We start from the raw sequence: 24,297 nt of genomic DNA, 5'->3' as shown, positions 1-24,297 counted from the left end.
GGACCGTGTTGAGACTTGCTCCTTGTGCCACAATTGCATCGTAGTGATCAATCATGGAAATGGGGTACATATGGATGCACAGAATACTCTCAATGCTGCGCCCTTGGACGCTGCTGCTGCAGCAAAGGCTGCGTTTGCCGCTGTTGATGGATTGCCGTTCCCGGATGATATCTTCACCGCGCCTGAGCTGAGGTGGGCGGTTATTGGTTGTGGCGTGATTGCCAATCAGATGGCCCAATCGCTTGCACTTGCTGGACGCAAGGTTTACGGCGTGGCAAATCGCACGCTGGAAAAGGCCGAAGCATTCGCTACTGAGTACGGCGTTGAACGTGTATATCGCTCGGTTGAAGATCTATATGCAGATCCAGCGGTTGACGCCATCTACATCACCACGCCTCACAACACACATATCGAGTACCTGCGTGGAGCTTTGTCGGCTGGAAAGCACGTGCTTTGCGAGAAGGCGATCACCCTTAATTCTGATGAGCTGGCTGAGGCGCGTGCTATTGCCGATGAACATCACGTTGTGCTTATGGACGCAACGACGGTCCTGCACATGCCCCTCTATGTCGAGCTCATGCGTCGTGCGCGTGAGGGAGAGTTTGGCCGACTTCGTCTTGCGCAGGTCAACTTCGGTAGTTTCCATGATTATGAGGACGTGCAGAGCCGTTTCTGGAACCGTTCGCTTGCCGGCGGTGCGATGCTGGATATCGGCGTGTACGCGCTCTCGGTTGCGCGCTTGTTCATGGAGAGCCAACCCAACGAAGTCGTGTCTTTGGCCAACCTCTTTAAGACGGGGGTGGATGAAGAGAGCGGGTTCATCACGCGCAATGCGCAGGGACAGCTCGGCGTGTTCTCCCTCACCATGCACGCCAAGCAGCCCAAGCGCGCTGACCTGTGCTTCGACGATTGCTACGTTGAGATCATGGCGTACCCGCGCGCGGACCGAGCGACGATCACTTGGACGGCCGACGGTCGCCGCGAGGAGGTCACGGCTGGTGTTGAGGCGTATGCGCTGTGCTACGAGATCGCCGACCTGGAGAAGGCAGTTGCCGGGGATGAGTCAAAGCTGAAGCTTATCGATTACGCTTCGGATGTGATGGAGACGATGACCCGTCTGCGCAGTGATTGGGGCGTTGTGTACCCCGAGGAGGAGTAGTGCGGGGGAATGCACTGTTCGCATGGGCTGCCACACGGCTTGAGCCTTGTGCTGAAGGGCGTACGAGCGGGACGTCATCGTGCTTCGAACAACGACTCAGAGGGCAATCAGAACATATCGACAAGTATCGATATGTGGTCCAAACCGAACGTTGCATATAGGTCAAATACAGGCAGCCACAAAAACAGGGGAGCGGGGTGTGAAGTCCCGCTCCCCCTTGACATGCGATTCGAGGCGATCCTATTCAACGCCTTGGAACAGGCAACCAGAGCTTGTACCAGGAAGACGTTTGTCAGGCGTGCGCCCGGATCGAGCGGCTTCCAGGGCGCGATTGGTCCGTGCAACAGAGCGCGATAACATATCGATATTCATCAATGTGCCGTCAACGAGGAAGCGCGTAACGCCGGCGCGAAGCAGCTGCGGAATCTGTGGGGTGGCATCGAGCTGAACGCCGTCGTAGAGGTGGCTACGGCCGTTGAGGACCGTTCGGACGGGCAGCATGCGCCCGTCGATGTTCTTGAGCTTGAAGTCGCGGACGCGCAGACGGCAGTTCGCGCAATCGTGGATGCAGGCGCCGGCGACCTGCAGGATGCAATGCTCGCTCGTCATGACGCGGGGAGCGCCGAGCACCATGAGGCCCAGCGTCATTTCGCCGCGCTGCGGGGCGATACGTTCGATCTCGGCGAGGGTGAGCTCGGGTGAGAGCCATGCTGCGTGCGCACCACGGGCGGCGAGCTCACGCATGCACGGGACGTTATGCACGGGGATGCAGCTGCGAAGCTCCACAACGGAACAGATCTCTGCGCCGAGCGCGAGTTCGGAGATGGTGCCAACGGCCGCGGGTGCACCGGGGGTGAGCCACGGGTCGAGTCGCTCGTGGTCGAGTTCGCGGGAGACCTCATCGAGCACGGGGATGACGCCCTCGGCGGAGCAGCTGGCAGGGGAGAGCCCTTCAGCGAGCAGGTCGTCAACGGTCATGTACACGCGTGCCGCCCCCGCCTTGCGTGCCGCCGCGGCGGCATTGAGTGAGGTGACGAGCGCACAGACCTCCCCGAGGTCGTTCAAGTCCGCCGGGCACACAGGGTCGCTCTGCACCATCAAATGGTTTAGGCGCTCAGCGTACGGCGCGAGGATGGATCGTTCCAGCGCTTCGCATGCAGCGGCGCGCACCTTGTGGACCGCAGAAAATCCCATACCGCAGCCCTCGTCAAGTTGGATGTCGAAGCTTACCGCCTCAAATGGCGACGAGCCCATGCGGCCCACGTGCTCGACCAGGTCTTCCGCTGATACGGCGCGGGTCTTGGCGGACTCCACCGTGAAGCCCTCCGCGCGTCCGGAAAGCGCTGGATCGTCGATGCAGGTCAGTTCAACGGCAAACGGCTGCCCCAGGTGGGCCACAACGCGCACATCCACGGCGCGCTTGCGGGCGACAGGGCGCTTGAGCGCAGCCTCTGCAGCGTCGAGCGCGGCCTGGCTGCGGATAAGGCGTACAAGGGCGCCTGCGGGCATGGGGCGGGCGGTGCGGCACTCGATGCTATCGCCTGCCCGGGCATCCTCGGGGGCAATTGCGGTGAGGAACTGATCGAACTCATCGTCGTGGCGCAGCTCGAGTAGGTCGCCCTTGCTCACGGGCTCGGAAAGGCGCAGCTTCGTCCAGGCGGCGCGACGGCGCTTGTCGTCGGGTTTCAGGCCCTTTGTGTTGCCGAGTGGCTTGCTACCGAGCACCTCGCCCACGATTTGGCCTCGGTTGTTCGAGCGCTCGTAGCTCATCATCTCATCGCCCGAACGACCCTCCTGATACTCGGAGGTGAAATCGCGATTGAAGCAGCGCTTGAGTTGGCGGTAACGGGCCTGCGCGGTCTCGTCTGAGATTTCGCGGCCGGCGAGGATGTCATCGAGCTGCGCACGGTAGGCGCTCACGATGGAGTGCACGTAGTCGGGGGCCTTCATGCGCCCTTCGAGTTTCAGTGCGTGAGCGCCGGCATCCAGCAGACGGGGAAGCTTATCGGCGGTGCAGGTGTCGCGCGGGCATAGGGCGCGCTCGCGACCGGGCTTCGACCAGGAGCGTCCCGTTTCGTCAATCAGCTCGTAAGGCAGGCGACAGGGCTGTGCGCACATGCCGCGATTAGCCGAGCGCCCCCGGGAGGTGAAGCTGGAAAGCAGGCAAACGCCCGAGTAGCAAAAACAGATGGCGCCGTGTGAAAACACTTCGAGCTCTATATCCACGGCGTCGTGGATGATGGCAACCTCGTCGATGGAGAGCTCGCGAGAAAGCGTGACGCGATCTGCACCGGCTTCTTTGCACCAGGCGGTACCCCGGGCGTCGTGAATATTCGCCTGTGTCGATATATGGGTCTCCACCTCGGGCATGAGGCGGCGAATCTCAAAAAACAGGCCCCAGTCCTGGATGATGAAGGCATCGGCACCGAGCCTCCAGCAACGGTCGACAAGAGAGAGCGCCTCGGACATCTCCTCGTCTTTAATAACGATGTTGACGGTCACATAGACACGCGACCCAGCGAGATGCGCCGCACGGCAGGCTGCCTCGAAAGACTCGTCAGTGAAGTTATCGGCCTTGCGTCGGGCGTTGAACGACCCCATGCCGCAGTAGATGGCATCCGCGCCGGCCGCGAGCGCCGCGTAAAACGGCTCCGGTCCGCCGGCAGGCGCGAGGAGTTCTGGTTTGGAAAAACGTGTCGAAGGAGAAGAAGGCATGAAAACCTCCGGAGTAGCGGTTGATTCGCAACAAGTATAGAGTGGCGGGGATTCAACGATGTGAACGCTTTGCGTGGCCGGGGGCTGGGAGGGCCGGGGGATTTTTGTAGATTCCGCACGCAAAGAAGCGTCCAGTGGACGCTTCGTCTTGCGCAGGACCTGACCGAGAAAAAATCCCCCGGTCCTCCCAGCCCCGACTCGCACGAAGGGGATGTCGTTTCCCGATTTATGGATTTACCTGCACACATGAAGTTGCGGTGGCAATCGTCGCCGCATAAGCGTATAGTAACGACTGTTTTGTCGGCTCCTGCCGTCAATTCGTCATGCCCAAGACAGCCATCGCGGGTATGGCGCACGTCAGGAGGCACGAGGCTAACCCACGAGGCCAACCCCGTGCTTAAAACCCCAGTAAGGAGTGAAAATGGCTGAGGAGAAGTACATTCCCCGTCTCAAGACCAAGTACAACGACGAGGTCAAGCAGCTCATGCAGGACAAGTTCCAGTATGAGAACGTCATGATGATCCCCAAGTTCGAGAAGATCGTCGTGAACATGGGTGTCGGCGAGGCCGCCACCGATTCCAAGGCTATCGACGGCGCTGTTCGCGACCTGCGCGTCATCACCGGCCAGCAGCCCATGGTCACCCGCGCCCGCAAGTCCATCGCCTCCTTCAAGCTGCGCGCTGGCATGCCCATCGGCGCCAAGGTCACCCTGCGCGGCGACCGCATGTGGGAGTTTTTCGATCGTCTGACCTCCGTCGCCATCCCCCGTATCCGCGACTTCCGCGGCATCTCCGCCAAGTCCTTCGACGGCCGTGGCAACTTCTCGATGGGCGTCACCGAGCAGCTTATCTTCCCCGAGGTTGACTTCGACTCCGTCGACCACACCCGTGGTATGGACATCACCATCGTCACCACCGCGAAGACCGACGAAGAGGCCAAGGCCCTTCTCGACGCCTTCGGCTTCCCGTTCAAGAAATAGGTTCTTAAAGCCCCGGGTTCCACAGGCGGTGCGCGAAGAGCACGTGCCGCCTGTCCGAGGCGCATATATACGTATGTGAGGAGGAAATAAGTGGCTAAGACATCGATGATCGTCAAGTGCAATCGCAAGCAGAAGTTCTCGACCCGCGAGTACACGCGCTGCCAGCGCTGCGGCCGTCCGCACTCTGTGTACCGCAAGTTCGGCCTGTGCCGTGTCTGCTTCCGCGAGCTGGCGCTCAAGGGCGAGCTTCCCGGCATCAAGAAGGCCAGCTGGTAAGTCACTGCCAGCGCGCCCATCTCATCTATGAGGTGGAGCGTACGGAAGACGTGCCTTACAGGCTTCCCCGCTAAGGGTGGGGGAGTACCGAGGGCACGGACTCATCAAGAACGAAGGAGAATCCACATGAATCTCACCGACCCGATCGCAGACATGCTCACGCGCATCCGCAACGGCAATGCTGCGAACAAGGCCGAGGTCTCGATGCCGAGCTCCAAGAAGCTCGTCGAGATCGCTCGAGTCATCTACGAGGAGGGCTACATCGAGGGCTACACCGTTGAGGACACCGCCCCCGCCAAGACCCTTCACATCACCCTCAAGTACGGTCCCAAGAAGGCCAAGGTCATCAACGGCATCAAGCGCTACTCCAAGCCTGGTCTGCGCAAGTACGCCGGCGTGAAGGACCTCCCCCGCGTCCGCGGCGGCCTCGGTACCGCCATTGTTTCCACCAGCCAGGGTGTCATGGCCGACCGCGATGCTCGCAAGAAGGGCATCGGCGGCGAGGTCATCGCCCTCATCTGGTAATTCGCTTAGGCGAGTAGAAGGAAAGGAGAACACCGTGTCTCGTATCGGTAAGAAGCCTGTCCAGATTCCCGCCGGAGTCGAAGTGGCAGTTGACGGCACTCACGTGTCCGTGAAGGGCTCCAAGGGCACCCTTGAGGCCGATTTCTATGAGAAGCTCACCATCGAGGTCGCCGACGGCGTGCTGACCGTCTCCCGCCCCGACGACGAGCGTGAGACCCGTGCCCGCCACGGCCTCACCCGCGCCCTGATCCAGAACATGGTCATCGGCGTCTCCGAGGGCTACACCAAGGTCCTCGAGCTCGCCGGCGTTGGCTACCGTGTTCAGCTCAAGGGCAAGGACCTGGATCTGTCCCTTGGTTACTCTCACCCGGTGATCTACACCGCCCCCGAGGGCATCACCTTCGAGTGCCCGGACAACACCCACATCCACGTCAAGGGCATCGACAAGCAGCAGGTCGGCCAGGTTGCCGCCGAGATCCGTGCCAAGCGTCCGCCGGAGCCTTACAAGGGCAAGGGCATCCACTACCTGGGCGAGCACATCCGCCGCAAGCTCGGCAAGGCCGCTAAGTAGTAGAGCGCTTCCACGTCGTAAGACCAGCACCCCGTCAGGTGCTGGCAGGACTTCATAAGGAGTTTCACATGAACAAGCAACAGGCAAAGCGCGCCGGCCTCAAGCGTCGTCAGCGCCGTGTCCGCGGCAAGATCTTTGGCACCCCGGCTCGCCCGCGTCTGCGCGTCGTGCGTTCCAACGCCAACATCTACGCCATGATCGTCGACGACACCAAGGGTCACACCCTCGTCTCCGCCTCCACCCTCGAGGCCGAGTTCAAGGGCACGACCACCAGCAACAAGGAGGCTGCCGAGAAGGTCGGTAAGCTCGTGGGCGAGCGCGCCCTCGAGGCCGGCATCAAGACCGTTTCCTTCGACCGCGGTGGCCGCGTCTACCATGGTCGCGTCAAGGCCCTCGCCGACGGTGCTCGCGCCGCCGGTCTCGAATTCTAGGAGGTAAGAGCATGGCTCGTAATCAGCAGAAGCAGCAGCGCGAGGCCTCCGAGTTCGAGGAGCGCGTCGTTTTCATCAACCGCGTCGCCAAGACCGTCAAGGGCGGTCGTCGCATGAGCCTCGTGGCCCTCGTGGTCGTGGGCGACGGCAAGGGCAACGTCGGTCTGGGCATGGGCAAGTCCGCGGAGGTGCCGCTGGCTATCTCCAAGGCCTCCATCGACGCTAAGAAGCACATGTTCCACGTTCCCGTGACCGCCGAGGGTACCATTCCCCACGACGTTCAGGGTGAGTTCGGTGCTGCTAGCATCATCATGCGCCCCGCTGTCGAGGGTACCGGCGTCATCGCTGGCGGTGCCGTCCGTCCGCTCTTCGAGCTGGCCGGCATCAAGAACATTCTGTCCAAGTCGCTCGGTTCCGACAACGGCCTGAACATCATCAAGGCCGCTGCCGAGGGTCTCAAGCAGCTCTCCACCCCTGAGGATGTCGCTGCCCGCCGCGGCCTCACCGTCTCCGAGATGTTTGTTGGCAAGAAGGAGAACTAGGCATGGCTACCATCAAGATCAAGCAGGTCCGCAGCATCAACGGCTGCAAGGAGGATCAGCGCCGCACCGTCCGCGCCCTCGGCCTGCATCGCATCAACGACACCCGCGAGATCACCGACAATGAGGGCGTGCGTGGCATGATCTTCAAGGTCAAGCATCTCGTTGAGATTGTGGAGGAGTAACAATGCAGCTTCATGACCTTACTCCGGCTCAGGGTTCCACCCACAGCCGCAAGCGCGTCGGTCGCGGTAACTCCGGCAAGGGCGGCACCTACGCCGGTCGCGGCCTGAACGGCCAGGGCTCCCGCTCCGGCGGCACCAAGGGCGCCGGTTTCGAGGGCGGCCAGACCCCGCTCGCGATGCGTCTCCCCAAGCTCCCCGGCTTCAAGAATCCCCGTCGTATCGAGTTCACCGCTGTGAACGTCTCTACGCTCGAGGTCAAGTTCGAGGACGGTGCCGTTGTCGACGGTGCCTCCCTCAAGGCCGCTGGCATCACCAAGTCCGAGTTCGAGCCCGTCAAGGTGCTCGGCGACGGCGAGCTCTCCCGTAAGCTCACGGTCAAGGTCGACAAGGTCTCCGCTTCCGCGAAGGCCAAGATCGAGGCCGCTGGCGGAAAGGTCGAGCTTCCGTGCTAACTGGTTTGAAGAACACCTTCCGCATCAAAGAACTCCGCGGAAAGATTCTTTTTACCATCGCGATGCTCGTTGTGTACCGTATCGGTGCGCACGTTCCCGTGCCCGGCATCCCCTTCCAGGCGATGTCGGGCCTTTTCCAATCCGCTGGCGATACCTTCGCCAGCGGTGCGATGGCCCTGCTGAATCTTTTCTCGGGCGGTGCGCTCTCTTACGTGTCCGTCTTCTCCCTGGGCATCATGCCCTACATCACGAGCTCCATCATCATGCAGATGCTCCAGGCTGTTGTGCCCAGCCTGCATGAGCTGGCCCGTGAGGGTGAGGTTGGCCAGACCAAGATCACCCAGTACTCTCGTTACCTCACGCTCGGCCTCGCCCTGCTGAACTCCGTTGGTTACCTCTTCCTCTTCAAGAGCTTCGGTATCCAGTTCAACGGTGCGGGCGCCCCCGAGATCATCTTCGACATTATGATCGTGGGTACGCTCACCGCGGGCGCCATGCTCATCATGTGGATCGGTGAGCTCATCACCCAGCGCGGTATCGGCAACGGCATGAGCCTGATCATCTTCGCCAACATCATGGCCGGTCTGCCTCAGGCTATCTTCCAGTCCATCGAGGGCGGCAACATGGGCGTCATCACCACGCTCGTCATCCTCGTCGTGATCCTGTGCGTCATTCCGTTCATCGTGTACCTCGAGCGCGGTCAGCGTCGTATCCCGGTACAGTACGCCAAGCGCGTCGTCGGTCGTCGCATCATGGGTGGTCAGTCCACGTATCTGCCGATCAAGGTGAACACCGCCGGCGTCATTCCGATCATCTTCGCGAGCGCCCTGCTGTACTTCCCGGCTCAGCTTGCGGTCTTCTTCCCCAACGTCGGTTGGATGCAGGCCTTTGCCGGAGCACTGTCCAGCGGCTGGATCAACTGGATCCTGAACGTCGTCCTCATCGTGTTCTTTGCCTACTTCTATACGTCCATGGTCTTCAACCCGGACGAGACGGCTGAGAATCTCAAGAAGCAGGGCGGCTTCATCCCCGGCGTTCGTCCCGGTAAGCAGACGGCTCATTACATCAAGAATGCGCTGAACAAGATTACGCTCCCGAGCGCAATCTTCCTCGCATGCATCGCCATCGTCCCCTCGATCGTGTTCTCCTTTACGAACAACGCGCTCATCCAGGCCTTTGGGGGCACTTCGGTTCTGATCATGGTCGGTGTTGTCATGGACACCATCGACAAGGTCGAGAGCCAGCTCAAGATGTACGACTACGACGGTTTCTTCAAGTAGGTCTCAAAGGAGTCTCTCATGAACATCGTGTTGTTGGGCGCCCCCGGCGCCGGTAAGGGCACCCAGGCCCAGCGCCTCGTCGCCGACTACGGCGTGGCCCACATCTCCACCGGCGACCTGCTTCGCGCTGCCGTCAAGGCTCAGTCCGAGCTCGGCGTCGCCGCAAAGAAGTACATGGATGCAGGCGAGCTCGTCCCCGACCAGCTTGTGATCGATCTCGTCAAGGAGCGCCTTGCCGCCGATGACGCCCAGAAGGGCTTCATCCTCGACGGCTTCCCGCGTAACACCACCCAGGCTGTCACGCTCGACACCGAGCTTGCCGCCATGGGTCGCGAGCTCGACGGCGCCCTGCTGGTCGACGTCCCGGCAGAGGTCATCATCGACCGCCTGTCCTCTCGTCGCACCTGCCGTGACTGCGGCTACACCGCCGGTCCGGACACCACCGTGTGCCCGTCTTGCGCCGGTGAGATGTATCAGCGCGACGATGACAAGCCCGAGACCATCAAGAACCGCCTCGATGTGTACGAGAAGAACACCAGCCCGCTGGTCGAGTACTATCGCGGTCAGGGCATCCTCAAGGTCGTCGACGGCAACCGCGACATCGACCTGGTGTACACCGACGTGAAGGCTGAGCTCGGTCTATGATCAAGTTCAAGTCTGCCACCGAAATTGAGCAGATGAAGAAGGCCGGAGCGCTGTCTAAGATGGCGCTCCGTCACGTCGGGGCGATGATTCGTCCCGGCGTGTCCACCTTCGAGCTCGACCAACTCGCCGAGCAGATCATCCGCATGCATGGTGGAACCCCGGCCTTCAAGGGTTACGGCGGCTTCCCCGGCTCCATCTGTGCATCCTTGAACGATGCCGTCGTGCACGGCATCCCCAACCCTGATGTCATTCTGCGCGACGGCGACGTGATTTCCATCGACACCGGCGCCATCGTGGATGGTTGGGTGGGGGATAATGCCTGGACGTTTTACGTCGGCACCCCCTCTGTTGAGGTCAAGGGTCTGTGTGAGTGCACGCTCGACTGCCTGAAGGCTGCCATCGAGCAGGCCGTTCCCGGTAACCATATCGGTGATATCGGCCACGCGGTGCAGTCTCTCGCTGAGGCCAATGGCTACGGTGTGCTGCGCGACTACGTTGGTCACGGTATCGGCCGCGCCATGCACGAGGATCCCAATGTGCCGAACTACGGCAAGAAGGGTCGCGGTGTGAAGCTCGAGGCCGGCATGGTCATCGCAATTGAGCCGATGATCACGCTCGGATCCAACCGCGTTCACACCGGCGCGGACGGTTGGCTCGTCAGTACCAATGATGGCCTGCCCGCGGCTCACTACGAGAACACGGTTGCCATCACCGAGGATGGCCCCGTTATTCTCACCCAGGATGCCAAGGGTCCATGGTGCTCGATGTCCGGCGGTGTCATGTAAGCTGATCCATCATGACGGGTCAGGAAAAAATTATGTAGCGATTGGGAATTTCCCGATCGCGTCTTTGGCATGTAGTAACATGCAATGCTGCTGTCGTTTTCAAGAGAAAGATGATTGCCTTGAAGAAGGAAGACGCCATCGAACTTGAAGGTACGGTCACTGAGCCGCTGCCCAACGCCATGTTTCGCGTTGAGCTGGAGAACGGTGTGTCCGTTCTCTGCTCGATCTCCGGCAAGATTCGTATGAACTACATCCGCATTCTCCCGGGCGACAAGGTCACGGTGCAGCTGTCTCCGTACGACCTCACCCGCGGTCGCATCACCTATCGCTATAAGTAGCGACAGTCTTTGTGCCGGCACAGGAGGAAGGGGAGTGCTCTGCCCCCGATACCCGCGCCGTGCATCCAGCCATTCGTTGTAAACGCCTGCGGCTGGGCGAGTAGATAACATTCCACCTTGTAGCTTGAGCACTACCGAAAGGAAGAACGATGAAGGTACGCCCTTCCGTCAAGAAGATGTGCGATAAGTGCAAAATCATCCGCCGCCATGGCAAGGTCCTCGTGATCTGCGAGAACCCGCGCCACAAGCAGCGCCAGGGCTAAGAGAGGAGATCCACAGTGGCCCGTATTAACGGTGTCGACCTTCCGAACGAGAAGCGTGCGGAGATTGGTCTGACCTACATCTACGGCATCGGCCGCACCACCGCAGCGAAGATGTGCGCCGATCTCAACATTGTCGACGGCACTCGCATCAAGGACCTCACCGAGGAGCAGATCTCGGCGATCCGCGATTACATTGATCAGAACGGCCTGATGGTCGAGGGTGACCTCCGTCGTGAGCGCTCCCAGAACGTCAAGCGCCTCATGGACATCGGCTGCAACCGTGGCCTCCGTCACCGCAAGGGCCTCCCTGTTCGCGGCCAGCGCACCCACACCAACGCTCGTACCCGCAAGGGTCCGAAGCGTCAGATCGGTGCCAAGAAGAAGAAATAAGGGAGACTGACGCATAATGGCTACTGCAAAGAACAAGCGCGGCGCCGCCACCCGTATCAAGCGCGCCGACCGTAAGAACATTTCCGTGGGCCAGGCTCACATCCGTTCTACGTTCAACAACACCATCGTTTCCATCACCGATCCCGCGGGTAACGTCATCGCCTGGCAGTCGGCCGGCACGGTGGGCTTCAAGGGCTCCCGTAAGTCGACCCCGTTTGCCGCTCAGATGGCCGCCGAGGCTTGCGCCAAGGCCGCTATGGAGCACGGCATGCACAAGGTCGCCGTCTTCGTTAAGGGCCCCGGCTCGGGCCGCGAGACCGCGATCCGCTCCCTCCAGGCCGCCGGCCTCGAGGTCGCCAGCATCCAGGATAAGACCCCCATCCCGCACAACGGCTGCCGCCCCAAGAAGCGTCGCCGCGTGTAACTGAAAGGATCGATTTACTATGGCAATCGACAGGACTCCGGTTCTCAAGCGCTGCCGCCAGCTCGGGATCGATCCCGTTGAGCTGGGTTACAGCAGCAAGAAGGAATCTATCCGCCAGCCCAAGCGCCGTCGCAAGGAATCTGAGTACGGCATGCAGCTGCGCGAGAAGCAGAAGGTCAAGTTCATCTACGGTGTTCTTGAGAAGCAGTTCCACCACTACTACGAGCACGCTCTCCGCATGGACGGCGTCACCGGTGAGAACCTCATGACCATCCTCGAGACCCGTCTCGACAACGTTGTGTTCCGTCTCGGCTTCGCTCGCACCCGCAAGGAGGCTCGTCAGACCGTCCGTCACGGCCACTTCACCGTGAACGGCAAGCGCGTCGACATCCCGTCCTACCGCGTGAAGGCCGGCGACGTCATCGCCGTTGGCGAGAAGTTCCGCGACCTGCTCCCCATCAAGGAGGCCCTCATCTCCTCCGAGCGCTTTGAGGTTCCCGGCTGGCTCGAGGTCGACATCGAGAAGCTTTCCGGCAACGTCATCTCGCTGCCCTCTCGTGACCAGATCAGCGGCGATATCAACGAGCAGCTCATCGTCGAGCTTTACTCGAAGTAATCGTTCGCGCGCTACGCTGGAGGTATTACATGTCAGAATTCATCAGGCCCCAGGTTCACGTCGAGGAGATCAGCGACACCGCTGCTCGCGTCTCCGTCGAGCCTCTGGAGCGTGGATACGGCGACACGCTGGGTAACTCCCTGCGCCGTGTGCTGCTGTCCTCGCTCGAGGGTGCAGCCGTCGAGGCCATCCAGATCGATGGCGCCCAGCACGAGTTCACCACGATTCCCAACATGGTCGAGGATGTCACCGACATCGTCCTGAACGTGAAGGGTCTCGTGTTCCGCACGCTCGGTACCACGGACGAGGGCACTGCGACCATCTCGGTCGACGGTCCTTGCGAGGTTACCGGCGCTGACTTCTTCATCCCGTCCGAGTTCGAGCTCGTCAACCCCGATCAGCACATCGCTACCCTCACCGAGGGCGGTCACCTGACCATGAGCATGCGCATCGGGTATGGTCGCGGTTACGTGTCCTATGAGCAGAACAAGCGTGACAACGACCCGATCGGCATCATCCATGTCGACTCGCTCTTCTCGCCGGTCAAGCGCTGCGCCAAGCTCGTCGAGGCCTGCCGCGTTGGTCAGCACACCGACTACGATCGTCTGGTCCTCGAGATCGAGACCAATGGCGCGATTTCCCCGCGTGACGCCGTCGTCTCCGCTGCCAACATCATCAACCAGCACATGGCTGCGTTCATGACCCTGGCCGACGAGCCCGAGGCGGAGGAGGAAGTCTCCATCTTCGCCCCCGAGGTTACGAGCGACAATGCCGAGCTTGATAAGCAGATCGAGGATCTGGACCTTTCCGTCCGCTCCTACAACTGCCTCAAGCGCGCTGGCATTCACTCCGTGCGTCAGCTGGTCGAGTTCTCCGAGAACGACCTGCTGAACATCCGCAACTTCGGCGTGAAGTCGATTGAGGAAGTCAAGGACAAACTTGAGTCCATGGGTCTCAGCCTCAAGGCTTAACCCAGGTATTAGAGGAGAACCAGACCATGCGTCACAACAAGAAGAAGGGCCTGAAGCTCGGCACCGATGCCAGCCACACCAAGGCCATGAAGAAGAGCCTTACCAAGGCGCTCTTCGAGAACGATCGCATCAAGACCACCGAGACCCGCGCCAAGGCGCTGCGCAGCTACGCCGAGCCCATCATCACCTGGGCCAAGAAGGGCGACCTGCACTCTCGTCGTCTCGCCATCGCCAAGCTCGGCGACAAGAACCTCGTCGCCGAGATCTTCGACAAGGCCGCTCAGGGCATGTGGGCCGACCGCAACGGCGGTTACACCCGCATCATGAAGCTCGGCCCGCGCAAGGGCGACTGCGCCGAGATGGTCATCATCGAGATCGTCTCCGAGCCCTGCACCCCCAAGGCCAAGAAGGCTGCACCGGCCAAGAAGGCCGCTGCTCCCAAGGTCGTTGAGGCTGAGGAGGCTGCCGAGGTCGTCGAGACCGAGGCTGCCGAGGCTCCGGCTGAGGAGTCCGCTGAGTAGCTCATGCTACTTTGCTAGCTGCATACGAGGGCGGTTCTTCGGAACCGCCCTTTTTCGTATCCTGCATTGGTTTAGATTTGAGGGGAGTGACATGATCGACCTGCATGGGGTGTCTATTGCCTACGACGGCACCGCCGTGATTAACGGAATGTCCTTCAACATCGCTCCTGGAGAGATTGTTGCCCTGGTGGGGGAGAACGGATGTGGCAAGTCCACGCTTGGGCGCGCCATATGTGCAGCTCAGCTCGTTGACGGAGGTGCCGTGGTTGTTGACGGTCACGACCCTTCCGCCAGTGAGCTGGAACGCTTGCGCGTGCGCGAGCTGGTTGGCTACGTCCGACAGGATCCGCTCGATCAAATCGTCTCGTCGCTCGTTTTCGATGAGGTTGCGTTTGGACCTCGGAACCTCGGCATCGATGAAGACGAGGTTGCCCGTCGCGTCGACGAGGCCCTGGAATTGTCATTGCTTCACGGATTTGACCAGCGGGTAACAACAGAACTCTCCGGTGGTGAGCAGCAACGTCTTGCACTCGCCGGTGTGCTGGCAATGCGCCCGCGCTATCTGGTGCTCGACGAGCCTACCTCCCAACTTGACCCTCGCTCCCGTGAGCTTATGCGCGGCCTGTTCACCGCGCTCTCCCATGAACGCGGGTTGGGCCTCGTCCTCATAACCCATGATGACGACGAGATAGCGCTGGCTGATAGGGTCATCGTGTGTGACGGATCCGTTGCTCGCGGTTCGGCCTGTGGTGAGGCTCATTCTGGCGCCGAGACCCGCATCGAAGCTGGCTTACGAGTCGACGTTGGACGACGAGTCACTGGCGGAGCTGCAAGAGAGACCGTAGTGTCGCTCGATGGCGTTGTATCCTCTCGCGGCGGTCGAACGGTTCTCGACGGCGTGGACCTTGATCTGCACGCCGGTGAGCTTGTGATACTCGCCGGCGCGTCCGGCGCTGGAAAATCTACGCTCTCCTCCCTCGCTGCCGGTCTGCTCGAGCCCGATGCAGGCACTGTGCGTGTATGCGGGCATGCCGCGACGCCGGGGATGGTGGGAGTGGCGTTTCAGCAGCCGGAGGCGCAGTTCTTTCACGATACCGTCTTCGATGAGGTGGCCTTTGCCCCGCGCAACGCCGGCTTTGACGAGGGAGAGGTCCGCGTGCTTGTGGAGCGGTCCATCGGGGCGGTCGGGCTTCCTGTGGAAGTTCTTGAACGCTCTCCGTTTGAGCTTTCGGGTGGCCAGGCGCGCCGCGTGGCAATCGCCTCGGTCATTGCTTTGGATGCGCCGGCTTACATCTTCGATGAGCCGAGCGCTGCTCTTGACGCGGAGGGCCGTTCATTCATCCATCGACTCGCCTGTGAACTCGTCAATGAGGGACGCGCGGTGCTCGTTGTCACGCACGATCTGCCGGAGTGGGAGCGTCTTGCCGACCGTGTGCTCGTGCTGGAGGGCGGTGTGCTTCGCCCAGATCATCTTGAGGGCACTCAGGCCCGTGCTGCCCATGCCGACGAGCCATCGGCCCTCAAGAGGCCTTCTGCGCGTTCTCAGGCTCCTATGGGGCCATTTGGCGGTTATGTGGCGGGTACCCTGCTCGCCCATGTCGATGCGCGCGTTAAGATCGCGGTGCTCCTTGTCGCCACGCTGGGCGTCTTTACCGCTGCCGATGCGTGGGAGTGGTGCTTCTGGTTCGCCGCGCTTGCGGTCACGGTGTTCAGTGCGCGCATGGGCGCTCGCGATGTTTTGCGCGGCATGCGGCCCGTCGCCATCATCTTGATGTTTACGCTTGTGGCCAATCTCGTCTCATGCGACGGACATGGAGCGGTGCCGCTTGCGGGTCCCGCACGTCTCGATCCTGCCGGCGGGATGAGGGGCGTCACCGCCGTAGTGCGCATTTTGATTCTTGTGGGATTTTCCCTCGCGGTTTCGTCTTCAACCACCGCCACACAGATCAGCGATGCGGTCGTGCGCCTGCTTCGTCCCCTTGCGCATTTCGGCATGCCCGTGGCCGCCCTCGGAACGGTGCTGTCGCTGGCTTTGCGATTTATACCCTTGGTGAGCGAAGAGCTCGGCCGTATCCGTCTGGCGCAGCGCGCCCGCGGGGCCCGCTTCGATGAGGGCGGTCTTGTCGAGCGCATTCGCATATGGGGGTCGGTGCTCACACCGCTCGTGGTGGGCCTGTTCCGTCGTGCCGACCGTCTCGCCGAGGCCATGTCGGCCCGTTGCTACGATGCGTCTTCCGAAGGGCGGCTGCCCGTACCGCGACCGCTCGGCCGCCGTGACCGAGCGTTGCTTGTGGTCTCTCTGACGTCCATGGCGGCAGTGATCGCCGTTTCTTTGATAGGATGAGCCCGATGAAAGGGGATTCCATGACCAAGACCGCCACCGTTGACGCCTTGTCCGTGTCCGGGGCCTATCCAGCTGTCGATGAGCTCGATGGGACGCTCGTATTCCGCCTGGGTTATGACGGTGCCGCCTTCAGCGGATTTGCCGAGCAGCCCGAGGGCCTGAGGACCGTGGCGGGCGAGGTTCGAAGGGCGCTCGAGACGATCTTGCGCCGACCTGTCGATTTGACGTGCGCCGGTCGTACGGATGCCGGTGTTCACGCCGTATCGCAGTATGTGAGCATTCCCGCGCATGCCGATGAGCTTGCCATCACGCATGCCCGTTGGATGCGCGCCATGGCGGCCTTGCTGCCCTCCGATATCGCCTTGAACGCCGTATATCATGCGCGCCCGGGGTTCTCCGCCCGTTTTGACGCTCGCTCGCGTACCTACACGTATCGCATCGTCACGGGGGATGCGCGTCCGCTGCTCACGCGATCCGTCACGTGGTGGCATCGACTGCCGCTCGATATGGATGCCATGGAGCGTGCCGCGGCGTGCCTGGTGGGAGAGCATGATTTCAAGAGCTTCTGCAAGACATCCTCCGCTATCGACAAGCCCACGTGCCGCAATGTCATCGCCGTCTCGTTTGAGCGGGCATCGGCATTGGGGGAGGAGCACATCGCCTTTACTATCACCGGCAATGCCTTTCTGCATTCGATGGTGCGGACGATCGTGGGCAGCCTGGTCGAGGTCGGGGCGGGTCGAAGGGACGAGCGCTGGCTTTCCGACGCCCTGGCCGCCTGCGACCGCCGGGCCGCGGGCCCGACGGCGCCTGCACGCGGCCTGTGTTTCATGGACGTCGCCTATGACGAGGGTGCTCTGACATCGTGCCCGTAGGCCCTTGGAATCGTAAATTTTGCAACATTATTCACCTTGTGCTTATCAATTGAGCATTCTATGCAAGAATGGTTCAAGCATAAGTAAGAAGAGGTTCGAGAGGGCCTGAGTTACGGGCGTGTTCCGCTGCAAGCGGCGCGCCCGCAATGGGGACGGTGATTTCCATGGCTAAGAAACGCAACGGTCGTCAAGACGCTATCCGCGAGATCGTGCGCACTGCGGATGTTCGCACGCAACGGATGCTCGTCGATGAGCTCAAGGCGTGCGGTTTCGACTGCACCCAGGCGACCGTGTCGCGCGATATTGCCGACATGGGCCTGCACAAGCTTCCTGAGGGCATGTACGTCTTGGCGGAGGACCTGCATCTGCAGCGCATGGTCTCCGAGCTGGTGATCGGCGTGCAGCGCACTGAGAATCTCGTGATCATCAAGGCTCAGCCCGGTACGGCTCTCGGCATCGCCGCGGCCATCGATGCGGCCGAGCTGCCCGATGTCCTCGGTTCGCTTGCCGGCAACGACACCATCCTTGTCATTACGCGGACTGCCTCCGACGGCGAGCAGTTCGAGCTCATGATCGGCAAGTTGAGGAGTGTGCGCAAGTGAGCCCCATGATCGTGCACACCGTGCTGTTCACTTTGCTTGTGGTCCTTCCCATCGCCCTTATCGCGCTGCTCGTATCCTATTGGCGCCGTTCGAGGTAGGTCGCGTGATGAACGGTCGGTTGGCGTAGCGCACGTGCGGGTCTTAGGTGCCCGGTGCGCCTGTCACGCTGCCGGCTCGTTTCCTGCCGCGTGCCCATGACGGCCCTGGAGCTGCAATATGGATTGATATGAAATCGCCCCCGTCGCATGGCGGGGGCGATTTGCGTGTACCTGTGCAGGGTGCGTGCTATTGGGGCGTCGTGGGGGTTGTTCCGCCGGTCTCGGGGGCAGGAGTCACGGGAGGCTGCGGGGTCACGGGAGGCTGCGGGGTCACGGGAGGCTGCGGGGTCGTGGGGGTCTGAGGCTGCTCCTCCTGAGCCTCGTCATCTCCAGACTCCTCCTCTTGCTGAGCTTCTTCCTCGGCCTGCTGCTGTGCGGCGAGCTCCCCGGAGGACTTGGTGTGGGAGAACTTCCACTCGCTGTTGGGCTTGTACTCGGGCGTCGGACCCTCGGGGAATTCCTCTCGGGGCGTGTCGGCCAGGACGGCCTTCATGAAGGCCTTGAAGACGGGCAGGGTCATCGTGCTGTTGTTGACGTTCTTGATGGGCGTGTTCGTGCCGGAGTGGCCGACCCAGATCGAGACGGAGAGCTGGGGGGTGTAGCCGCAGAACCACAGGTCCGTGGTGTCGGAGGCAGTACCGGCGGTTCCCGTCTTGCCGGCGATGGGCTGCTTGATCCAGGGGTTGCCGGTAACGCCGGTGCCGCCACGCTCCATGACGGTTTCGAGGACCTCGGTCACGGCCGCGGCATCGCCGGCGGTGAGGGCCTGGGTCTTCTCGTCCTTGTGCGTGTACACGACCTCGCCGGTGCGCGACTTGATCTCGGTGATGGCAACGGGTGCGCGGTGCTCTCCGCCGTTGGCGAAGGAAGCGTAAGCGTTAGCCATTTGCAGCGTCGTGACGTCGCCGGTGCCCAACGTCATCGAGAGGACGTCGTGCATCGAGGAGGTGTCCAGACCGAGGCTCTTGCAGGTCTGCAGGATGTTCTGATTGCCGATGGTCTCGGCCAGCTGCACGTAGCCGGTGTTGGAAGACACAGCGGTCGCGGAGGCAAGGGAGCGGTACCCGTAGTTGTGATTACCAATGTTCTGGATCTTGATGTCCTCGCCACCGGGATTGTCCCAGTACATGGGGGACTCGCAGTTGATGGTGATGTTGGGATTCACACCCATCTTGATGGCGGTGGCCAGGGTGAAACTCTTGAAGGAGGACCCGGGCTGGCGTTTGGCGGTCGCATGGTTGACGTGGTTGGGGTCGGCATTGTAATCGCGGCCGCCGACCATGGCCTTGATGTGACCGGTTTTGGGGTCGACCACGCTCATGCCGATCTGCAGGTCGTTTGCGGCAGGGTACTTGTTGATGTTCTCGACGGCAGCGGTCTCGGCGGCCTGCTGGATCGCGGGGTCGATGGTGGTGGTCACGGTGAGGCCGCCCTTGAACAGGACGTCGGTGGAGAACTCCTCCTGCAGCAGGGATTTCACGTAGTCGACGAAGTAGGGATGCGCGTACACGGAGATGCCGGTGTCGGAGGTCTCGGTGACGTTGAGTGCGAGCGGCTCGGCTACGGCGGCGTCGTACTCATCCTGGGAGATGGTCCCGATGCGCAGCATGTTGCCGAGAACCTTGTTGCGGCGGTCGACGGCCACATCGGGGTTGACGGTGGGGTCGTAGTACGAGGGCGAGTTGGGCAGGCCGATGAGCAGCGCGGCCTCGGCGAGCGTGAGCTCGCTGGCATTCTTGGAGAGGTACGTCTTGGAGGCGGCCTGGATGCCGTAAGCGCCATGTCCGTAGTAGATGGTATTGAGGTACATCATGAGGATTTCGTCCTTGGAGAAGATCTTCTCCATCTCCATGGCGATGAAAGCCTCGCGCACCTTGCGCTCGATGGTCTGGTCAAACTGCTCTTCGGACAGGATGGTGTTGCGCACGAGCTGCTGGGTGATGGTCGAGGCGCCTTCGGATCGGCCGGAGAGCTGTGCCAGGACGGCGCGTCCGATGCCGATGATGTCGACGCCGCTGTGCTCGTAGAAACGCTCGTCCTCGACGTCGACGGTGCCCTTGAGGACCCACTCGGAGACCTTGTCGGCCGTGACGCTCTCGCGATTCTGGACAAAGAACGTGGCGATCTCGGTGCCCTGGGAGTCCAGGATATGCGTGGGCTCGCTCACGAGGTACTCGTCGGCATCCGTGTAATCGGGGAGATCGGAGAGCCAACGGTTGATGTTGCCGAGCATGCCGATGCCGAACGCGATGCCGGCGACGAGGAGAAAGCCCAGCACGGAGAAGAGCACGACGGGGGTGGCGTGCGTTTTTGCGCGAGAGCGCGCATGACGCTGGCGAGGACCCATAGTTGACCTCCTGCGATCCAATCGGGCGAGGAGCCCGGTCACGTACACATAGATAGCTGATACGATACCGCATGCGAGGACCAGCGCCCGCGTGGCGTCGGGTCCTTAAGCTAAATTACATGCTGGGAAAGGGCGAATATGGTTGAGCTTTTGGCGCCTGCGGGCACTCCCGACGCGTTGCGGGCGGCGATAGCCGCCGGCGCCGATGCCGTTTACGTGGGGCTCGGATCGTTCAACGCACGTGCGGCCAACGGGGGCTTCTCGCTTGCGGAGCTCTCTTCGGCGTGCGTGCTGGCGCACGCCCACGGGGCGCGTGTCTACGTGACGCTCAACGTGTACGTGCGGGATGACGAGCTCGGCGATGCCGTGGCGCTGGCGGGCAGCGCGCTTGCCGCGGGCGCCGACGCCCTAATCGTCGCGGATATGGGCCTCATTGCTCGTATCCGAGCCGCGTTGCCCGATGCCGAGCTGCATCTGTCCACCCAGGCAGGCGCGCAGTGCGCCGCCGCCGTGGACTTTGCCGCGCGCGAGCTCGGGGTCGAGCGCGTGACGTGTGCCCGTGAGCTGTCGGTGGCCGAGTTGGCCGAGCTGTGCGCCACGGGCGTTGAGATCGAGGCGTTCTGCCACGGGGCGATTTGCATCTGCTATTCCGGAGCCTGCTCATATTCAGCTTTGATGCGGGGCCGTTCGGCAAATCGAGGCGACTGCACCCAGCCGTGTCGCCTGGCTTATGAGTTGCAGGATGGCTCGGGCGCGGTCCTTGCGGGTGGTGCCTGGGAACGCGGGCGTGCGGCGGAAGAGCAGGCGATGCGCCCCGATGGCGATCGCCTGCTGTGCCCACGCGATTACCTTGGTATCCGGCATATCGCCGAAATGCTCGAGGCAGGTGTCTCGGCATTCAAGATCGAGGGCCGCATGAAGAGCCCCGACTATGTGTACAACGTGGTTCGATGCTATCGCGAGGCGCTCGATGCCGCCTTGGCAGGTCGAACGCTCGGCGATATCGAGCTCGACGGGTTGGAGGCGTGCCTGGCACGTTCGTTCAGCCGCGGTTTCACCTCGGGATACCTCGAGGGCGGGCATGCTGCCACCGGCAGCGATCTCATGAGTGTCGAGCGCGCTATCAACCAGGGCCTGCGGGTCGGGCATGTTGTGGAGCCGCGCTACGAGGGGGCGCTGGTGGCGTTCGACTGCGAGCTGGCTGCCGGTGACATGCTCGAGATTCGCTCGACCCCCGGCCCCGATGCGCCGGCCGACGTCCCCAAGCGCTGGCCGATCGTTCCGTGCCCGCGCGATGTGGCTTCGGGGGAGGAAGTGCTCATTCCCTGCAAGCGAAAAGTCGAGGCGGGCAGCGCCGTGCACGTGGTCCGCTCGGCGAGCACGATTTTGGAGGTCGAGGCCGCGGTGCGGGAGATGCGCGAAGAGGAGGTCCGCCTGGCCGCCGCAGAATCCGAGGGCGTGGCGCCCGGGGCGTGTCTCGAGGCGTCGGAAGCCGGTGCCGGACGTGAAGGGATTGCTGCCAGCGAGTTGGGCGTCGATTGCGCGTCTGCCGAACCCGCTCGCTTTGCCCATGTTCGCCGTCGCCGAGAAAATGGGGCGGTGGGCGAACCGGGCGCGGGCGGTGCGTGCGCGGTCGAGCCGGGTACGGTCGAACCGGGCGAGGGCGGTGCTTGCAAATCGCCTCATACCGCTGTCGACCTCGGCGAAGTTTGCCGACTCGAGGACCTCGAGGGCGTGCGAGCCGCTTGTGAGCGTGTCGTTCGCGGAGAAGCCCCCGCCGTCGTGGTTCGCAACATCGGTCAGATTCCGACGGTTCGTGCTGCCGGTGTACCCTGGGAGGTAGGGTCGCCGCTGCAGGTGTGGAACGCCGAGACTGCTCGCGTCCTGGTCCGCCTCGGTGCGCGTCGCGTTTGGCTCCCCGAGGAGCTCACAATAAAGGACCTCGCGTCGGTTAGGGCTCAGATGGAGGACCCCGCATTGGGGGACCCTGCGACGGGAGACCCCGTGCCGGAGGAACTCGCGTCGGCTCGGATGCATTGTGCCGGGGCGGCGGGTGCCTCATCTGCGGAGTCTGCGGAGAGCCCTCACGCCGTCGAGCACCATCATCCGGGCGACATCGTCGACATCGCGGCGGACGGCTCGGCGCCCCTCATGATCACAGAGCACTGCCTGCTTACTGCCGAGGGCCCATGTTCGAACAACTGTCCCACCTGCCCGCGCCGCCTCGCGAGTCGGACGGGCGATCGCTTCCTCGTCGAGCTCGATCGCAAAAGCTCGGGAGCGCGCCTTACCGTGCGTGTGGATGAGAAGGGCAGGACGCGCCTGTATCGCATGTGACGACGGTGCCGCCCGTGATGGGGTCGGCGTCGCATGATGTGCCCGGCGCAGGCGTGGGCGCTCGTGTCACGGGTGATTGCAGACGCTCGTTCAGTTCGGCTAAACTTAACTAATCTGTCGTTTCTCAGCACCGCCCGTTCGCGCCATCCGGGCGCGGTCGCGGCGAGGGTGCTATGACCCTCCAGGAAAGGTGCATCTCATGTTGCCCGTAGACGAGCAAATGCGCATCATCACCTCTGGCGCTTCCAAGATCGTGCCCGAGGCCGACCTCAAGAAGAAGCTCGAGCGCGGCGTGCCGCTCAACATCAAGCTGGGCGTCGACCCCACGAGCCCGGACCTTCACCTCGGCCATGCCGTCCCGCTGCGCAAGATGCGCCAGTTCCAGGACCTCGGCCACCGTGTGACCCTCATCATCGGCAACGGCACCGCCACCATCGGCGACCCGTCCGGCAAGAACTCCACGCGCCCGCAGCTCACCCAGGAGGAGGTCGAGGCCAACGCCGCGACTTACGTCTCCCAGGCCATGAAGATCCTCGACCCCGAGAAGACGACCATCGTCCACAACGGTGACTGGATGTTCCCCATGGACCTCAAGGAGCTCCTCTCTATCGCCTCCAAGTTCACCGTCGCCCGCATTCTCGAGCGCGATGACTTTACCAAGCGCTATCAGTCCCAGACGCCCATCGCGCTGCACGAGTTCCTGTACCCCATCATGCAGGCGTACGACTCGGTCAAGATCGAGGCCGACGTCGAGATGGGCGGCAGCGACCAGCTTTTCAACCTCCTCGCCGGCCGTGAGCTCATGGAGAAGATGGGCATGGAGCCGCAGATCGCGCTTACCATGCCGCTGCTCGAGGGCACCGATGGCACCCGCAAGATGTCCAAGTCCTACGGCAACTACATCGGCCTCACCGATGCGCCGGCCGATATGTTCGGTAAGACCATGTCGATTCCGGACGAGATGATCGGCAAGTACTATCGCCTGGCAAGCTCGCTCGCGCCCGCCGAGGTCGACGCCATCGATGCCGCGCTGGCCGACGGCTCCGCCAACCCCTACGAGCTCAAGCGCGCTCTTGGCCGTGATTTGGTGACCACCTATCACTCCGCCGAGGACGCCGTGGCGGCCGAGGCCGAGTTCGATCGCGTTCACAAGAATCACGACCTGCCCACCGACATTGCCGAGGTTTCCGTCGAGATCTCCGTCAATGACGAGGGTCTCGTGTACCTGCCCGCCGTGTTGCAGGCTGCCGGTCTGGTCCCGAGCGCCGGTCAGGCTCGTCGCGACATCGACGGCGGCGGCGTCAAGCTCGACGGTGAGGCCATCGCGCCCAAGACCTACAACGTGGACCCCGCGACCCTCAAACCCGGCACGGTCCTGCAGGTCGGCAAGCGCAAGTTCGCCCGCCTGGTCTAAGCTCCGCCCTGTGTAAAAGGGGACGGGTGCAAATTGCACATTCAAAAGGTCGATCGGTTTCCCGGCCGGCCTTTTTCTGTGAAATGCGGCCATTCGTCTTCGGTTCCGATGACGGGCGGGAGCCAATGGCGGGCCGGTGACGGGATCTGGCCGGTAATCGGCTGGCCGGGTCCTCTTGTGCGTTTCGATTGGGCGCGCGTGGGTACCATGGGTGA

At 62.2% G+C, this 24,297-nt stretch carries 26 protein-coding genes; 24 read left to right on the top strand and 2 right to left on the bottom strand.

Going from position 1 to position 24,297, the window contains the following annotated elements:
* Positions 1-70 precede the first annotated feature (70 nt).
* Positions 71-1,159 (top strand): Gfo/Idh/MocA family protein, encoded by a 1,089-nt coding sequence (locus COLINT_RS03755; protein WP_006723041.1) that lies wholly within the window; start codon positions 71-73, stop codon positions 1,157-1,159.
* A 240-nt stretch (positions 1,160-1,399) separates the two neighbouring features.
* On the opposite strand, the gene COLINT_RS03750 is transcribed toward COLINT_RS03755, so the two are convergent.
* Positions 1,400-3,874 carry a U32 family peptidase gene (locus COLINT_RS03750; RefSeq protein WP_039910331.1) on the bottom strand — a complete coding sequence of 825 codons (2,475 nt, stop codon included), beginning with the start codon at positions 3,872-3,874 and terminating at the stop codon, positions 1,400-1,402.
* A gap of 421 nt (positions 3,875-4,295) precedes the next feature.
* Between COLINT_RS03750 and rplE the strand changes: the two genes are divergently transcribed.
* The 21 genes from rplE to COLINT_RS03645 all read left to right on the top strand — a co-directional run bounded on the left by rplE (position 4,296) and on the right by COLINT_RS03645 (position 17,886).
* Positions 4,296-4,853 carry a 50S ribosomal protein L5 gene (gene rplE / locus COLINT_RS03745; RefSeq protein ID WP_006723039.1) on the top strand — a complete coding sequence of 186 codons (558 nt, stop codon included), beginning with the start codon at positions 4,296-4,298 and terminating at the stop codon, positions 4,851-4,853.
* A 90-nt stretch (positions 4,854-4,943) separates the two neighbouring features.
* On the top strand, positions 4,944-5,129 hold the full coding sequence (locus COLINT_RS03740; RefSeq protein ID WP_039910329.1) for a type Z 30S ribosomal protein S14: 186 nt from the start codon (positions 4,944-4,946) through the stop codon (positions 5,127-5,129).
* Positions 5,130-5,255: 126 nt separating this feature from the next.
* Positions 5,256-5,654: a 30S ribosomal protein S8 gene (gene rpsH, locus COLINT_RS03735; RefSeq protein WP_006723038.1), complete on the top strand. Its 399-nt coding sequence runs from the start codon at positions 5,256-5,258 to the stop codon at positions 5,652-5,654.
* A 34-nt stretch (positions 5,655-5,688) separates the two neighbouring features.
* A complete protein-coding gene (rplF, locus tag COLINT_RS03730; protein ID WP_006723037.1) occupies positions 5,689-6,225 on the top strand; it encodes a 50S ribosomal protein L6 in 537 nt (178 codons plus the stop codon).
* Positions 6,226-6,293: 68 nt separating this feature from the next.
* Positions 6,294-6,656, top strand: a complete 363-nt coding sequence (gene rplR / locus COLINT_RS03725; protein WP_006723036.1) for a 50S ribosomal protein L18 — start codon at positions 6,294-6,296, stop codon at positions 6,654-6,656.
* Between the two features lie 11 nt (positions 6,657-6,667).
* A complete protein-coding gene (gene rpsE, locus COLINT_RS03720; protein ID WP_006723035.1) occupies positions 6,668-7,198 on the top strand; it encodes a 30S ribosomal protein S5 in 531 nt (176 codons plus the stop codon).
* Between the two features lie 2 nt (positions 7,199-7,200).
* Positions 7,201-7,380, top strand: coding sequence for a 50S ribosomal protein L30 (rpmD, locus tag COLINT_RS03715; protein WP_006723034.1), 180 nt, complete (start codon positions 7,201-7,203; stop codon positions 7,378-7,380).
* Between the two features lie 2 nt (positions 7,381-7,382).
* Positions 7,383-7,832, top strand: a complete 450-nt coding sequence (gene rplO / locus COLINT_RS03710; RefSeq protein ID WP_006723033.1) for a 50S ribosomal protein L15 — start codon at positions 7,383-7,385, stop codon at positions 7,830-7,832.
* Positions 7,826-9,112, top strand: a complete 1,287-nt coding sequence (gene secY, locus COLINT_RS03705) for a preprotein translocase subunit SecY (RefSeq protein WP_006723032.1) — start codon at positions 7,826-7,828, stop codon at positions 9,110-9,112. Before rplO ends, secY begins: the two co-directional genes overlap by 7 nt.
* An 18-nt stretch (positions 9,113-9,130) precedes the next feature.
* Complete coding sequence (locus COLINT_RS03700; protein WP_006723031.1) at positions 9,131-9,757, top strand: adenylate kinase; 627 nt, start codon at positions 9,131-9,133, stop codon at positions 9,755-9,757.
* On the top strand, positions 9,754-10,542 hold the full coding sequence (gene map / locus COLINT_RS03695; protein WP_006723030.1) for a type I methionyl aminopeptidase: 789 nt from the start codon (positions 9,754-9,756) through the stop codon (positions 10,540-10,542). The genes COLINT_RS03700 and map overlap by 4 nt, the downstream gene beginning before the upstream one ends.
* A 119-nt stretch (positions 10,543-10,661) precedes the next feature.
* Positions 10,662-10,880: a translation initiation factor IF-1 gene (gene infA, locus COLINT_RS03690; RefSeq protein ID WP_039910571.1), complete on the top strand. Its 219-nt coding sequence runs from the start codon at positions 10,662-10,664 to the stop codon at positions 10,878-10,880.
* Positions 10,881-11,029: 149 nt separating this feature from the next.
* The gene (rpmJ, locus tag COLINT_RS03685) at positions 11,030-11,143 is read left to right on the top strand and encodes a 50S ribosomal protein L36 (RefSeq protein WP_006363204.1); all 114 of its coding nucleotides are present in this window, start codon (positions 11,030-11,032) and stop codon (positions 11,141-11,143) included.
* A gap of 15 nt (positions 11,144-11,158) precedes the next feature.
* Positions 11,159-11,533 carry a 30S ribosomal protein S13 gene (gene rpsM / locus COLINT_RS03680; RefSeq protein ID WP_006723027.1) on the top strand — a complete coding sequence of 125 codons (375 nt, stop codon included), beginning with the start codon at positions 11,159-11,161 and terminating at the stop codon, positions 11,531-11,533.
* Positions 11,534-11,549: 16 nt separating this feature from the next.
* Positions 11,550-11,957, top strand: coding sequence for a 30S ribosomal protein S11 (rpsK, locus tag COLINT_RS03675; RefSeq protein ID WP_006723026.1), 408 nt, complete (start codon positions 11,550-11,552; stop codon positions 11,955-11,957).
* A gap of 19 nt (positions 11,958-11,976) precedes the next feature.
* Positions 11,977-12,573, top strand: a complete 597-nt coding sequence (gene rpsD / locus COLINT_RS03670; protein ID WP_006723025.1) for a 30S ribosomal protein S4 — start codon at positions 11,977-11,979, stop codon at positions 12,571-12,573.
* Positions 12,574-12,602: 29 nt separating this feature from the next.
* Positions 12,603-13,544 carry a DNA-directed RNA polymerase subunit alpha gene (locus tag COLINT_RS03665; RefSeq protein ID WP_006723024.1) on the top strand — a complete coding sequence of 314 codons (942 nt, stop codon included), beginning with the start codon at positions 12,603-12,605 and terminating at the stop codon, positions 13,542-13,544.
* Positions 13,545-13,570: 26 nt separating this feature from the next.
* A complete protein-coding gene (gene rplQ / locus COLINT_RS03660; RefSeq protein WP_006723023.1) occupies positions 13,571-14,065 on the top strand; it encodes a 50S ribosomal protein L17 in 495 nt (164 codons plus the stop codon).
* Positions 14,066-14,156: 91 nt separating this feature from the next.
* Positions 14,157-16,409: an ATP-binding cassette domain-containing protein gene (locus tag COLINT_RS03655; RefSeq protein WP_006723022.1), complete on the top strand. Its 2,253-nt coding sequence runs from the start codon at positions 14,157-14,159 to the stop codon at positions 16,407-16,409.
* A gap of 20 nt (positions 16,410-16,429) precedes the next feature.
* On the top strand, positions 16,430-17,284 hold the full coding sequence (gene truA / locus COLINT_RS03650) for a tRNA pseudouridine(38-40) synthase TruA (protein ID WP_156780320.1): 855 nt from the start codon (positions 16,430-16,432) through the stop codon (positions 17,282-17,284).
* Positions 17,285-17,448: 164 nt separating this feature from the next.
* A complete protein-coding gene (locus tag COLINT_RS03645) occupies positions 17,449-17,886 on the top strand; it encodes an arginine repressor (RefSeq protein ID WP_039910324.1) in 438 nt (145 codons plus the stop codon).
* Positions 17,887-18,171: 285 nt separating this feature from the next.
* On the opposite strand, the gene COLINT_RS03640 is transcribed toward COLINT_RS03645, so the two are convergent.
* Positions 18,172-20,331 (bottom strand): transglycosylase domain-containing protein, encoded by a 2,160-nt coding sequence (locus COLINT_RS03640; protein WP_039910322.1) that lies wholly within the window; start codon positions 20,329-20,331, stop codon positions 18,172-18,174.
* Positions 20,332-20,469: 138 nt separating this feature from the next.
* Between COLINT_RS03640 and COLINT_RS08135 the strand changes: the two genes are divergently transcribed.
* Both COLINT_RS08135 and tyrS read left to right on the top strand, forming a co-directional pair.
* On the top strand, positions 20,470-22,668 hold the full coding sequence (locus tag COLINT_RS08135) for a peptidase U32 family protein (protein WP_006723017.1): 2,199 nt from the start codon (positions 20,470-20,472) through the stop codon (positions 22,666-22,668).
* Between the two features lie 199 nt (positions 22,669-22,867).
* A complete protein-coding gene (gene tyrS / locus COLINT_RS03630) occupies positions 22,868-24,082 on the top strand; it encodes a tyrosine--tRNA ligase (protein ID WP_006723016.1) in 1,215 nt (404 codons plus the stop codon).
* The last annotated feature ends 215 nt before the right edge of the window (positions 24,083-24,297 follow it).

Source organism: Collinsella intestinalis DSM 13280 (assembly GCF_000156175.1).
In the GTDB taxonomy this organism is placed as follows: Bacteria; Actinomycetota; Coriobacteriia; order Coriobacteriales; family Coriobacteriaceae; genus Collinsella; species Collinsella intestinalis.
Note: the sequence above shows the minus strand (reverse complement) of the source record. Positions and strands in the feature narration are given on the sequence as shown.